The following is an 11,770-nucleotide window of genomic DNA, read 5'->3' on the forward strand; positions in this document are numbered from 1 at the left end:
ATAATTTTTTATATATTCCACGGTCACCTTTTATACAATAGAAGGTTTATCAATTAGCATTTCTTCATTGCTGAATTATGGTTAAGTAATTGCCTCTAGTTTATTAAGGATATAACATTCAACCGAGCATTCCAGTAAATACAGTGATAAAAACGATAAACACAAACAGTTCCCCTACACTTCGTATCGCATCTTCTTTCGTTAATACTTTATCTTCCCTTGATTTTCGTCGCAAATTCATTACAGCGAAAGAGCCAAATACTAATAATAATGTTGCATATGAATATCGAAGTACATTATTCTCCGCTAAAGCATTTAACTCGTTAGAGAAAGAAATAAGTGAAAATATGCTTGCAATCATGATGATAATTGTAAACGTTGATGAGAAATTTAAGATCTTGTATATCAAGTTGTGCACCTCTAGTTTCATATGGCTACTGTTACTAGTTGTTCACGCGCTGGCCATTTATGAAAAGAACTGCCCATTTTTTCTGATGGGCAGCTCTGGAATTATTCATCATCATCTCCAACGTTACTTCTTTCATCTCTGCTTTCTTCTCTAGTTTCTCTGCGTTGATCGATTCCTTCTTGCCTTGCTTCTCTTCTGAAGTCCCTAGACTCATCACCCATGTATGATCGTAATTCCGTTCCCCTGTTTCGGATCATGTCTTCAACTTCTCTTAGATCTTTATCTGACGCTTCAGTTAGAGTTTGCAAAATACTTGAAAGGTTGTCTTGTTCTTCACGACTTAATTCGGTCATCTCTGATTCCATTTCTCTGGATTGTTCTTCATACTCCAATTGCTCGCTCCTGTTGCCCTCGGTATTCTCTACACTCCAGTCTCTCCACTCGGAGACAAGTGCTTCTTGTTCTTCCCGTAATGCTTGTGCTAATTGCTCACCAGAATCCGCAGGTAAATACTCACCTTGACCGGCATTGGCAATTTCTATTAACTGTTCCTGTTCTTCTTCACTAACATCAAATCCGATAATATTTACGACCGCTTCAATGTCACTGCCATTCAAGTTTTCAGCCGCTTGTACGGGATCGCCTCCGCATGTTTCCTCTCCATCGCTTACAATGTAGATGATGTTTTCTACATTTTCATCATCTTGAGCTGCTAGATCATCTTGAGCTGCTTCAATTGAAGCAGCTATCGGGGTATATCCGGTAGGCTCAAATTGATCGAGTGCTTCACGAAAGGATTCTTCATCGTATCCGGACAACGGATAGACTTCTTCTGTTCCTGCACAAGATTCTTCTTTGCCTTCGCGCTGATTGCTACCCTTATGTCCATACACTCGTAAAGAAACGTTTGTTGACTCAGGCATTTCACTCAAAAAGTCCTGAACTGCATCTTTTGCCACGTCAATCTTGACACCGTCAGAAACCGATGCAGCCATGCTGCCACTAGCATCAAAAAGAACTTGAACATTTAATTGCAGATTGTCTTCATCCTCAACATCAACTTCTCCATCCGGGCGATCAGACGCAGCGGAATAATCCACTTCTGCACCATCTAGAAATGCTTGGTAGTCACGGAAATCTTCAGCGGCCAGGTCCAACAACGTGTAGAATACTTCTTCATCATCCGCCCCATTGTGAATAACCTGCTCCATTGTATCTAAAATGATTTGCTCATCGTAGTCGTCACCAACGTATGTTCCTGGCTCGGTCCTCATCCATTCTTCTGGGTCCTCCCCTGCAAATCGTTCGATGTCTCCCAATACTTCTTCATATTCATTTTCATCATCACTTTCATCCGTCAACTCTACATCGTCTTGAACGTCGGGTTCGTCGCTTGATGGGTCGTCAGAGCACGCACTTATGAGAAGAATTGAAAACGAGAGTGCAGCAAACACACTGTTCTTTACCATGAAGAACATCCCTTCCGAGGTTATCTGTCTAATGATTGGATAGATTAGTAGGTATTGTTTTCTTGTATCAATCGGTTTGCTTTTAACAGAAAGTCTTCCATCGTCTGCATTCCGTCTTTGCAAAATTCTTCTTGCAACCGTTCTTCCTCGAACTTGTATAACCATTCGTTTTCTTCCAATAAGTTTAAAAGTGTTTGTTCGGTGTAATCAATCTTGTCGTTTCGGTAGACCATATCAAACGTATATTTCTTTTCTTTTTTAATTTTAAATGTGTACATAAAACGTTCTCGGTACAATACACAGAGACGAGGTCGGTCTTTCGCCATCGCTAGCAGACGATTAAACACGCCTTGATCATGAAACTCTGCGCTCACCATGACTTGGTAAGGTTTCGCATCATCAGGTGCTGAGATTTTTTCTGTAAATAGCGTAAATGGTTCACCCATTATAAAAACCTCCTGTCATAGCCTTGTGAGTGAGAAGAAGAGAATTAATGCCGCAACAACACCTAATGTTAAACCAATAGTTCTCCAGTCTAACACTCCTCGGCTTAGTCGAATTTCAATGAGAGGGATCAGGACAAAGAGTATACACGCAATTATTAAAACAACAACAAATAGCCACATTCGGTCACTGAAAAAGCTCTCCATCGCTTCTGCCTGTGTGTCGGCGAAATAGATAAAAACAACAACCCCACCTACTCCGCCAATGTATACCCACCATCGTAGTTTCTTCCAAAATGTGTCTGACAACATCAACACCTCAAAGATTATTTATAGTATTCGTCTTCAATGTCTATGAGTTCTTTCGGTTGTAGATTGGTCTCCTTTGTACTTACATCATTGACTGGGGGATTGTTGGGGTCAATCATTCTCATTTCCCTATGGGAGAGGTTTACTGGGTCTTCGTGTAGATTATGTCGACCGAGCACACCATCAACAACAAACCGTATCCCTTCTTTTACCTTGCCGTATACATAGTCAATAGCTAACCCAAGACCAATCGCCAATCTTCCAATCGGCCATTTCTTGACCGATTCTTTCAATGGACTAATAAACTTAGAAGTGATTGGTACAAATATAGCCGCGAGCGTTGCACCAATGACAAAATCTCCTAAACTCGCTGTACCATTCGTTACAAGTTCCTTTATTACATTAATCGTACCTGTTGCGATGCCAGCAAAAGTAGCAATACCTACTTTCCCTATTGTTGTCGCTTTTTTAAACGCAGGTGCAACACCTAATGTTACAGCGCCTGTCAATCCTGCGAACAGGGCATTCGTTAAGGAATCTGTAACTGAGAAATTAAATTCACCTGTTGTTAACGCATTAATTCCAGCCGTCGCAAGGTCGAATATGAAAGAGGTTCCTGCAGAAATTGCAAAAGCTTTCCCAGCGACACCCGCCATAAATTTAAAAACAAATGCCCAGCCGCCTAATGCTTTTGAAAGAGCAATTGTAATAACAAACCTACCAACCATATTTACAAACTGTGTAGCTACCCCACGTACCGCTGTAGAAACTGCTGTAAAACCAGCTGCAAGAGCACCAGAGCTGTATAAGGCAGCACCGAACCCACCGACCAGTGCACCCCCCGTAGCCCATAATAACGAGTGCAGCATATTAAAATCTTCACTGTTGGCATTAAGAGCAAAGTATACAAGAGCTGCTATTGCTGCACCAATCGCTGCTATGACACCAACGACGAGTGTAATTACGCCACCCACGACCAATAGAGCGATTACAGCGACTACAGCCACGATGACACCGATCGTTTTTATGAGGTTTTGAACCCACGTTGGCATTGAATCCCAGACATCACCGACCCATCCAGTGAATGAATTCCATGTGTCCGCTGTCCAGCTAGTAACTGAGTTCCATTTATCCGCAGTCCAAGACGTAAATCCATCCCACAAATCAGCGCCGCCTTCAATAATGGCAGAACCTGTTTCGGTAATCCCATTCCAAAGACCACTCCAAAATCCGTCACCGTCGCCTCCCGAGCCAGGAACACCTGAGCCCGGAGAGTCAGCACCTGGAACGCCATTTCCAGGTGCTCCGTGACCTGGTTGACCTGCTCCTGGTGGCGCCCATGGCCCTGGACCGCTGGGTAATTGCCGGCTCCGCCACTGTTGCCCCAATCAAAATCTGAATCTGTCAGACGTGTCTCTCTTTCATTATCATAAATTATGCCACGATTGTCATCGTCCGCAAGTGCTACGCCAGAAAAGAATTGAGCAAAGATTAATGCAAAAGCCATCAATAACATGACCCATTTTCCTCTATTACTTGGTTGAGAAATCATGATTTCCCCTCCCTTTCAAACGATTAAGAGATGTGTGTATGGTCATGTTGACTACGTTGAACAACTCATTGGAATGAATTCCATCTCTACAGGCAAGACAACATTTGCTGCAGCTTCTGATGTAACCGTTCTACTGCTTTCACTAGAGAACTCGCCGTCGCCTACAGTGATGAAAGACACTGGATGTTTGGTATTTATAATGACTTTCGCTTCCCCATCAACTGGAAATTGCATGGAGAAATCATCTTCAACGCGGTTTTGCCCTGCATAGTATCGGGTGACTTCGTCAATCCGCGATTGTTGATTATAAATGCCTTCACAAATGATCGCTGTTAACCCTGCATCATCAAATACATCGTCAAAATAATCAACGGGTACTTCTATTTCAAGTTCTGCCGATGAGTTTAATAACCTTTGCTCTAACTCGTTAGGGACGTAAAATTCACTCATTGCTTCATCCCAACTTGCTTCCTCTTCTTCCATATATTCTTCAATCTCATCAAGCAAATCTTCAATTTCATCATCAATTTTCTCAGCAAGATGAGGCTCATAAGCCCGTTTCATCTCGGTAGCTGCAGCAATTGCCACAGCATCAGCACCTGTTTGACTAATACGCTTTCCAGAAAATGTCGTAAACAAATCAAAAAAAACAAAACTGATGAGGATCGAGCCGAGCAAAATGAAAATGACGATATATGATGTTGAACCTCGTTCATTTCGCATTCGGTTTAAATGCTTCAAGAATCATCATCTCCTACCTCATACGGCATCGAAGCTTGAGAGGAAACGGTCTGTTCCAGGCTACCTATAAATGGCACATTAATTGTAGGGACATATGTTTCAAGCGTCACAATTACTTCCTCACCGTAAGAAGTACTTGTCACGTTTGAATCTACTTCGTTAACCTGAACACCCATTGATGAATTATCTATAGCCTCCCTAGCTGCACTCTCATGATCTTCACTAACTGCAGCTGCACGGGCGCCATCCCGTACAGCTGCTTCTGTAACGACGATTCCATAAGCCACCAATGCCATTTGCCAGATGAACATAAAGGCAAAAATAATCAACGGAAAAACAGCTACAAATTCGAGCACTTGCGCGCCTTTTTGATTTTTTACATATTTTTTCCATGAACGCATGGTGACTCACACCTCATCATTTCATATTTATTATTCGCCAGACCCGATTTGTTCAACAAACTCCTCGAGCTTACCTACGATTGCTGAGCCGACACCATCACTATTGTCAGCAAGGTATCCAATAATTACAGAGATGAATACGATTGCTAATAGACCTAATGCGACCCACTCGAGTGATAGAGCACCTTTTTCTTCCTTCAATGTTGCTTTGACATTCTCCACTTGGTGCATTGCCTTTACATATAGCTTTTTCATCTTAGTTTCACCTCCTTGACAGGATATGACATGATTAGAATAATACTTCAAGTCCGAACCCTTCTGGGTTGTACATAACGTTTAGCAAAAGCATGCCAACAATTAGGACAAATACAGACGGTGCAATTAGAAATGTTGTGACGAGTGTAATTTGTGGACTAATTTTCGCTGCTTTTTCTTTCGCCTTAAAACTTCTCGTTTGCCGTAGATCGTCGGCTGAACAGTAAAAGTTGTTGAAATTGGAACACCTAGATCATCGCCTTGGATTAACGCTTGAACAAGTGATTCTAATTCCTTCGCATAATTATGATCCAATAAACGCTGCAACGCGTTTTTTCGGGGGACACCTAGACTAATTTCCCGGTTGTAGTTACCGATTTCTTCACTTAATGGTCCGTCCATCTTATCGACCACTTGTCGAAGTGCTCCATCTAATGAAGCGCCTGCTTTTAGAGATATACTGACGATGTCCAGAAAGTCAGGCATGCTCACGCTTATAATTTCTTGACGCTCCTTCGCCTTTAACCTGAGCCAGATTTGCGGGAAGAAAAACCCTGAAATAGGTACGATAAGCAGGAGGGGTAACCCAAAAGGCAAACCTAACATCTGATAAATCCAAAAGAAAAGTAAACTACCAAAAGCAAGGACATACCGCATGCCATAATACTGCTCAATCGTAAGATTCAGCGGTCTACCCGCCCAGATAAGGAACTGTTTATCCTTTTCTACATTTGCAAACATCGGGTATTTATAAGCTGTCGGACCGATTTTATCGGAGAGCTTTAGAATAGGTGACCATAGACGCTCTTTTAGCGGTCGTTTTCGCTTGGTCTCAGGTCGTTCACCTACATAGGATCTCAACCCTTGCTTTCTAGCAACAAACAGCCAGATGTAAACAAATGCTATGAAGATGAGAAAAAGAATGATCCCGATGATAAATGTAATTAAGGCTAGAAATGATTGATTCATCTTCTACACCCTCACCTTAGACATCTTGCTAATAATGACAAATGCAAGTACTTGTAGCACAATGACAATTGCGAGTAGCACAAGACCAAATGGTGTAAACAACGGATTTAAGAAACCTGGCATAACCAAATTCATCATAATTACCATCACGACAGGCATTGCAGGTAGCAAGTATGAAACTTGTTTTGATTCGGCTGTTAATGTTTTGATCTCTTTATGAACTCGCTCTCTTTCCTCCAATGTCCCAGCCATATGACTTAATACTTCTGGAAGATTACCACCGACAATTCTCTGGATGAGCACAGTATGGACAAATATTTTTAACTCTTCACTATCTACGCGCTCTATCAGGCGGTTGAGTACAGCTTCCATGTTGTCGCCTAGACTTAATTCATATGATACAATCTCAAACTCTTCCCCAGCCGGTCCTGATATTTCTTCAGCAATCTTATCGAACCTTGGGTTAATGTAAGACCAGCCTTCATTGTTTTACTCATCATCCTGCATATCTCTGGCAACTGTCGGTTCAATTCTGTTGACCTTTTGTTACTTAATGATTTCAATATAACTTTTGAACCAATCCAAACAATTGCATATGAAAATGCGAGATCGAGCGGAAAGAGCAACTGTAATACAAAATTTGAGAAGGCCCACAATCCAGCAAACACGGCAATACAAATCGCCATATATTCAGAAGCTTTAATATTAATGTTAGCCTTTAGAATCTTTGATCGAAGGTTTTCAGATAGCTCAGATTGATCATAACGATCACCAATAATGTAAAGAAAACTTCTTCTTCCGCCCTCTTCGGTATCAAACCATTCGCTTACTCGTTTATTCGTTTTGGAAGCTTCTTTACTTTTCCAGAGGAAAAAATTGCAACCGCACCAGATAACAACGTCGCAACCATACTTAAGAGGGTAATATTCATTAGAGCGCCCCCTCTTTAAAGATTTGTTCATCCAAATGAATTCCAAAAGATTGAATGCGGTCGAACACCTTTGGTACATAACCTGTCGCTTCAAAGTGCCCTACTACGTTTCCATCTGCATCTGTCGTTTCACGCTTAAATCTAAAAATATCATTGATCTGAATTTTACCATCAACTTCACTCATTTCAGCAATACTCACGAGTTTTCTCTTGCCATCAGTTAAACGCTCACTCTGGACTATCAAGTCTAGTGCACCAACGAAATACCCTCTAATGACCTCAACACTTAATGGGAGACCCGACATAATGACCATTGCTTCCAAGCGCCCTAAAGCATCTTTGGGGCTGTTCGCATGAACAGTCGTCAATGAACCTTCATGACCGGTGTTCATCGCTTGCAGCATGTCGAGTGCTTCGTCGCCACGCACTTCGCCGACAATAATTCGATCTGGTCTCATCCGGAGTGCATTTTTTACAAGTTGGCGAATGGTTATTTCTCCGGTCCCCTCCATATTCGAAGGCCTAGCTTCCAACCTAACAAGATTCTCATATACAAAGCGAAGCTCAGCCATATCTTCAATCGTGACCACACGCTCACCACGGGGAATTGAAGAAGAAAGGACATTCAACAATGTTGTTTTTCCACTACCTGTTCCCCCAGAAACAAGGATGTTGCATTTCGCTTGCACAACACTTTGCAAAAACTTGCCCATCGTCCCATGAAAAGATCCAAAAGCAATTAAATCATCCAATGAAAAAGGATCTTTCGTAAATTTACGAATGGATACTGATGGACCATCTAAAGACACTGGAGGAATTGTTGCATTCACCCGGCTGCCATCCATTAAGCGCGCATCTACCATCGGTGAACTTTCATCAATTCTACGTCCAAGTGGGGCGATAATACGGTCAATGATATGGTGGATGTGCTGTTCATCCTTAAAACGAACATCACTCCGCATTAACTTCCCATCTTTCTCAATAAATACGTCATTAGGGCCATTCACCATAATTTCGGTAATTTCTTCTTGTTGCAGCAATGCTTCGAGCGGCCCATAACCAACAGATTCATTAATGAGTTGCTCAATAATTTCTTGCATGATTTTACTCGGTAGAATCACTTTTTCGTCTTCTATCATGTTCATAACGAGTCTTTCAATGGTTTGTTTACGCTCGTTAGGGTTTAACGTAGTAATGGTTTTTAGGTTTGCTTCTTTAATTAGACGACTTTTTGTAATGACGAACCCATTTATCCACTTCTTGATCATGGATGTTCCACTGTTGATTAGACCGTGAGCTATTCACTTGTTTTGAAGCTTTATCAATCCATGACATCATCATCACCTATATATTCATCAATTGGTTATCATCGTCTTTGAAATGAACCGCTGCACATCTTTTGTCAGTTTCGTCTTTGCTTTTTGACCTTTCTTCAAATAGAAAGGAATTCCCATATTTAACATTGGCTGAATGCCAAAATAATCAGCTCGAAGTGTACCCGTGACCGGAATTTCAATTAATTTAGTTATATCACTTTCCGTTAACTCATTCTTTTGGTGCACACGATTTAAAATGAGAGACAGATGCTGACGTTTTCCTATTTGAAAACGTTCAAAAACAGTAATTGCATGTTTTAAACTTCGTAACCCTAAGCTATCAGGTGTAAGAACATAATAGATGTTTTTTGACTCGTTCAGTGCTGTAAAACTTAAAGAATTCAAGTCACTCGGCATGTCAATCACCACATGATCGTAGTGTTCTTGGCAGATACGAATCATTCTTGCGATGAGTTCATCATCCACTTGTTCGGCCGTTTCAGGGTTTGATGGTCCTAGCAACACATCCAATCCTGTTCGTTCTTCAGTTGCAGTAATATTTTGGATGTGGTGAATACTAAGCTCATTAAGCACAGGCAATAAATCAACATATGAACGACTATGGTTTAATCCTAAAATGACTTCCAATCCACCAAATTGTGCATTCAAGTCAATCATAATGACTTTACTGTTATGCTCGACTTTTAAACACTGGGCAACCATTGTTGACAGTAAAGTCTTGCCACTGCCTCCTTTTGAGCTATAGAAAGCATGCACATTGCCTTTATTCGATAGGTCAATTGCTGCTGCATGCTGACCACCAAAACGAACATGATCGCGGGTATACTGTACAATTTCCTTTAATCTATCTAACTCTTTAGAAACAATGAGAAGATCCTTTACACCTGCTTTCATCCATCTTCTAGTTACTTCAAAAGAGGGGTCATCCATGAGACCTACTGCATATACATGCGGTGGAATACGGATAGGCTCTTGATCGTCGATGACTCGTTCATCGATAAACACATACACATATTCTTCTAACGAATCGGTCCACTCTTCAGAGACGTCAATATTTAGTTCTTCTGTATTTAGCAACTGAGTAATTTGTTCTACTAGAGCATTGTTATTTGATACTAACAATACATTCATCATTCAAAGACACCTCTGAATTATTCGTCATCATCTTCCTCTTCTTCCTCTTCTTCATCATCATCTTCTTCGTCTTCGTCTTCTTCGTCTTCTTCGTCTTCTTCGTCTTCGTCTTGAACATCTTCCTCCTCAATTACTTCCTCTTCTTCTTGAGGCTCGTTTTGATCCTCTTGCAATTGTTGAACTTGGTTCGCTAGGAGCACACGAATTGAAGAAGCTGTGTTTTGCATATGAATAAGTTGCTCTGCATCATTTACGTTTAACGATACTTTTATATTGGGAGGACCACTATCTTCCTCTTGACGCTCTTCTCGTTGAATGACATCAATGTTCTCAAAAATTCTCGTCGTTTCTAAGTCTGATTCTTCGGGCGTATACGTAACAACGACGTCGATTGTATCACCCGCTGCCACTGGCTGATCCAATACGACATTCTCAGTAGCATTTAACCAAACAATTCGGTGATCCTCTGGAATGTCGGCACTTGACCTAAGAACGTTTTGTGTTAGAAGTTCTCCTTGTTGTACATTAACAATTGCAACAGATTGTTGAATCTCATTAAAATCTGTGATAAATGATGGAATATTCTCAGCTTGCGGAATGTCTATCCATTCGACCATGTCTTCGGTAATCTCTGAGTAGGTTTGGATGTCTTCTGCAGCTACAGCTACCTCCGTTGTTGCACCTAAAGAAGCCTGAGCACTTCTGATTTCATTTAATACAAGAACACTCGTAATGATCGCCAAGACAAATGCTAAACTTAAAAATATGAGTGCTTTTCTTTTCGCATCGATCATACGTGGGTCATCTCCATTGTTTCTTTATTTTTCTCGACTATCTGATTTTCGTATAAATTTTTACTAAGCATAATTTGGACAAACGGTATGTGAAGAGGCAACATATGACGGTCAAGCGTAACCATTGTATCTGCACCTACATACTGAAACGAGAGACCATTTTCCACAACGTACACGTGGTCGTTTTCTCTTTTATTATCAACGATCAAATTCCAGAGCTGTTCAAGCGATCCTTTCTGCTGAACCTTTAACTGGGTAGAACTATTACCATCAATTCGAACTAACTGATAATCTTTTGCTTCTTTTTGTCGATACAACTTATTCTTCTTTTCTTTTGTCAAAAGTTTCTTTCGATTCGTTGTAATTAGCCAGCTTGATTGTTCAAGTATTCCTCTTTGTATATGAGATGAAATTTCTTTGATGGTCGCTGAACCTTTCTGATTCAATGATTCCAAAAGAAAAAATATTTCAGGCAAATTTGCTTTAACAGGTATGAACAACATTTCAATTTCTGGAAGTAGCCAATTTCTAACACGGTATAAGTTTTCGGTTATTGAATAGTGAGGGTCATAAAAGTAGACCAGTTGCCTCACATCATGTTCACTAGCTATTTGATGGAAGTAAGTAACATCTTCTTGAATACTGTAAGAATGAAGATTGACAGATTTTGCAATTAGCGGGGAGTTTGCATGATGAAGAAAGTCTGTTAGTCTCTGTCTGTCCTTACCGACAAATGATGGCTTTACTGTACTGCGAAATGCTTGGCTCCAATTAAACCTCGACTCTTCTATTCCCAAACACTCGTCAAAAATGATTAACATATTCACAGTCTCCCAGTTTGAAACTTCTTTTTTCATATAATCAACGATCGTAAATACTCGGCTAAACTAACTAGACCGAATTCTTACTTTGTGACCATTCTGTGATTAATTCGTTTTAATAATGATTAAACTATCATATTTGGGGTAGTTAGCAAAGTGAGCACATTAGGACTCAAGTTTAGAATTAAACTTATGTTTAATCTAT

15 protein-coding genes are annotated in these 11,770 nt (G+C 40.6%); all 15 read right to left on the reverse strand.

The window, feature by feature from the left end; all coding sequences use genetic code 11:
• Positions 1 to 118: 118 nt before the first annotated feature.
• Positions 119 to 409 carry a hypothetical protein gene (locus JCM19039_RS15995; RefSeq protein WP_042429064.1) on the reverse strand — a complete coding sequence of 97 codons (291 nt, stop codon included), beginning with the start codon at positions 407 to 409 and terminating at the stop codon, positions 119 to 121.
• Positions 410 to 510: 101 nt separating this feature from the next.
• Complete coding sequence (locus JCM19039_RS22455) at positions 511 to 1,878, reverse strand: VWA domain-containing protein (RefSeq protein ID WP_052398875.1); 1,368 nt, start codon at positions 1,876 to 1,878, stop codon at positions 511 to 513.
• Positions 1,879 to 1,922: 44 nt separating this feature from the next.
• Positions 1,923 to 2,324 carry a hypothetical protein gene (locus tag JCM19039_RS24535; protein ID WP_042429067.1) on the reverse strand — a complete coding sequence of 134 codons (402 nt, stop codon included), beginning with the start codon at positions 2,322 to 2,324 and terminating at the stop codon, positions 1,923 to 1,925.
• A gap of 15 nt (positions 2,325 to 2,339) precedes the next feature.
• Positions 2,340 to 2,630 (reverse strand): hypothetical protein, encoded by a 291-nt coding sequence (locus JCM19039_RS16010; RefSeq protein ID WP_152550242.1) that lies wholly within the window; start codon positions 2,628 to 2,630, stop codon positions 2,340 to 2,342.
• 17 nt (positions 2,631 to 2,647) lie between these two features.
• Positions 2,648 to 4,018, reverse strand: a complete 1,371-nt coding sequence (locus JCM19039_RS16015; RefSeq protein ID WP_152550243.1) for a hypothetical protein — start codon at positions 4,016 to 4,018, stop codon at positions 2,648 to 2,650.
• A gap of 215 nt (positions 4,019 to 4,233) precedes the next feature.
• Complete coding sequence (locus JCM19039_RS16025; RefSeq protein ID WP_042429079.1) at positions 4,234 to 4,923, reverse strand: hypothetical protein; 690 nt, start codon at positions 4,921 to 4,923, stop codon at positions 4,234 to 4,236.
• Positions 4,920 to 5,324: a TadE/TadG family type IV pilus assembly protein gene (locus JCM19039_RS16030; RefSeq protein WP_042429082.1), complete on the reverse strand. Its 405-nt coding sequence runs from the start codon at positions 5,322 to 5,324 to the stop codon at positions 4,920 to 4,922. Before JCM19039_RS16030 ends, JCM19039_RS16025 begins: the two co-directional genes overlap by 4 nt.
• Positions 5,325 to 5,354: 30 nt before the next feature.
• The gene (locus tag JCM19039_RS16035) at positions 5,355 to 5,579 is read right to left on the reverse strand and encodes a hypothetical protein (protein ID WP_042429084.1); all 225 of its coding nucleotides are present in this window, start codon (positions 5,577 to 5,579) and stop codon (positions 5,355 to 5,357) included.
• Between the two features lie 126 nt (positions 5,580 to 5,705).
• Positions 5,706 to 6,548, reverse strand: coding sequence for a type II secretion system F family protein (locus tag JCM19039_RS16040; protein WP_052398876.1), 843 nt, complete (start codon positions 6,546 to 6,548; stop codon positions 5,706 to 5,708).
• Between the two features lie 3 nt (positions 6,549 to 6,551).
• Positions 6,552 to 7,016: a type II secretion system F family protein gene (locus tag JCM19039_RS16045; RefSeq protein WP_081834573.1), complete on the reverse strand. Its 465-nt coding sequence runs from the start codon at positions 7,014 to 7,016 to the stop codon at positions 6,552 to 6,554.
• On the reverse strand, positions 6,935 to 7,510 hold the full coding sequence (locus JCM19039_RS16050; protein WP_042429089.1) for a type II secretion system F family protein: 576 nt from the start codon (positions 7,508 to 7,510) through the stop codon (positions 6,935 to 6,937). The genes JCM19039_RS16045 and JCM19039_RS16050 overlap by 82 nt, the downstream gene beginning before the upstream one ends.
• Positions 7,479 to 8,747, reverse strand: coding sequence for a CpaF family protein (locus tag JCM19039_RS16055; protein WP_081834574.1), 1,269 nt, complete (start codon positions 8,745 to 8,747; stop codon positions 7,479 to 7,481). The genes JCM19039_RS16050 and JCM19039_RS16055 overlap by 32 nt, the downstream gene beginning before the upstream one ends.
• An 87-nt stretch (positions 8,748 to 8,834) precedes the next feature.
• Complete coding sequence (locus JCM19039_RS16060) at positions 8,835 to 9,950, reverse strand: AAA family ATPase (protein WP_042429091.1); 1,116 nt, start codon at positions 9,948 to 9,950, stop codon at positions 8,835 to 8,837.
• Between the two features lie 17 nt (positions 9,951 to 9,967).
• Complete coding sequence (locus JCM19039_RS16065) at positions 9,968 to 10,744, reverse strand: Flp pilus assembly protein CpaB (RefSeq protein ID WP_042429094.1); 777 nt, start codon at positions 10,742 to 10,744, stop codon at positions 9,968 to 9,970.
• Positions 10,741 to 11,565: a hypothetical protein gene (locus JCM19039_RS16070; RefSeq protein ID WP_042429095.1), complete on the reverse strand. Its 825-nt coding sequence runs from the start codon at positions 11,563 to 11,565 to the stop codon at positions 10,741 to 10,743. The genes JCM19039_RS16065 and JCM19039_RS16070 overlap by 4 nt, the downstream gene beginning before the upstream one ends.
• Positions 11,566 to 11,770: the final 205 nt, after the last annotated feature.

It is taken from the genome of Geomicrobium sp. JCM 19039 (assembly GCF_000698145.1).
Lineage (GTDB): Bacteria > Bacillota > Bacilli > Bacillales > Marinococcaceae > Geomicrobium_A.